This window comes from Flavobacterium sp. UBA7663, from assembly GCF_002483315.1.
In the GTDB taxonomy this organism is placed as follows: Bacteria; Bacteroidota; Bacteroidia; order Flavobacteriales; family Flavobacteriaceae; genus Flavobacterium.
The window spans coordinates 6821-8285 of the sequence record NZ_DLHR01000023.1 but is presented as its reverse complement, the minus strand read 5'-3'; the positions used below and the strand labels follow the sequence as shown (position 1 = coordinate 8285).

The 1465-nt window shown below is 30.4% G+C and carries 2 protein-coding genes; both read left to right on the top strand.

The genetic code is table 11. From position 1 onward, the window contains the following. Positions 1 to 44 precede the first annotated feature (44 nt). Positions 45 to 827 carry a hypothetical protein gene (locus B2741_RS10475; RefSeq protein WP_291138623.1) on the top strand — a complete coding sequence of 261 codons (783 nt, stop codon included), beginning with the start codon at positions 45 to 47 and terminating at the stop codon, positions 825 to 827. Positions 828 to 996: 169 nt separating this feature from the next. Beyond that, positions 997 to 1425 (top strand): hypothetical protein, encoded by a 429-nt coding sequence (locus B2741_RS10470; protein WP_291138621.1) that lies wholly within the window; start codon positions 997 to 999, stop codon positions 1423 to 1425. Positions 1426 to 1465 lie beyond the last annotated feature (40 nt).

The following is a 1465-nucleotide window of genomic DNA, read 5'->3' as shown; positions in this document are numbered from 1 at the left end:
GTCGCCTGTGCGCGGGACGTTAGGTGCAATAATCAATCAGGAACATGCTAAATTTCATCGAAAGATTTGCTGGAGTTATAAAAAAATTAAATGATCTATTTAATTACAGAGTTGAAACTAACGATGAAAAGAATCCTTCATTTGTAAAGACTTTAGGAAACCAGATAATGATTTATAATCTTGAAGGAGATTTTATATCACGAGACTTTGAATTAGATAGATTGGAATTTTTTATCCAACATCTTGAAAACTTAAAAATGCATGATCTACAACTGTTTAAATTTTACATAAAAGAGCTAAGAAAACAGGAACAACAAGATTCATACTGGGGTATAAGGTTTGAGATAAGCATTGCATCTAGCTTTATTTCAAAAGGTATCAAATTTATAAAACAAGAATGTCCAGATTTTATCGTAGACAATAATTTAGGAGTTGAATGCAGTAGCATTCGAATTAGAAAGGATAGTCAAAAACTAAATTATGACTATAAAATATCCGCTATTATCAACAAGAAATCACAAAATATCTACAATAACCAATCAACAGCTTTATATGTAGATTTTACAAATATTGTATATAATCTATCCTTAAAACAACTTGTAGTTGACACCAAAAATATAAGGAGTTACACAAAACAAAGTTTAGCGTCGACTAATTTTGGTTCCATTATTCTTTTCGCAAATATGCACACTCAAGGCAGACTTGAGCAAAACTATTTGCGAATCGACAATGATAATTTAGACCCTAGCCTAAAAAATTTTCTTGATAAATATTATGCAATAGAAGAATATCCAGTGAATGGCTATGGAACAACTTATGAATTGTGAAGTTATTACTGCACCTAACAGCGCATAGAACTTATGGCTGGTTTTCAGTTGCTTGAACTCTATTTTTCACGAAAAACATTATCTTAGCCGAGACAACTCAGCTCGCTTCGCCGCCACAAGGTCTATGCGCGAAACGTTGGCAGTAATAAATCCACCAATGACGTGAATCATGAAGCTATTTGAAAAAATTGACATTAAATTTATTAATGAAAGTAACATTCCTGTAAAAGATTTAATTGTTTCAATTACAGTTTTAGCCAATAAAAAAAACAATTATAGTTTAGGATCTTTGAAAACCGATTCTGATGGAAAAATTATTGTTTTTAGATCAACAATTGAAAACAAAATACAGGAATTAAAACAATTATATATTATGGATTACTCGTCCGACATAGATGATTGTAAAGACTGGATAATAATCAAAATTGAAAGTAAAATAGAACTTGAAACTCGATCAAAAAATATGGAAAAATATTATCCAGAAAACGCGAAAATGCTTTTAGAACTATCGAAAGAATGCTCGAATAAATCATACAAGCCTATCGAAATTGAACATGAAATAGAAGATGAAATTGAAATTATCGTACAGAATAATTAAAAAGCTTTTTACTACTGCCAACAGCGGTCACGAGAAATTG

Coding starts and splice junctions, on each gene's coding strand:
- B2741_RS10470 (WP_291138621.1), top strand. CDS start 997: ATGAAGCTATTTGAAAAAATTGACATTAAATTTATTAATGAAAGTAAC.
- B2741_RS10475 (WP_291138623.1), top strand. CDS start 45: ATGCTAAATTTCATCGAAAGATTTGCTGGAGTTATAAAAAAATTAAAT.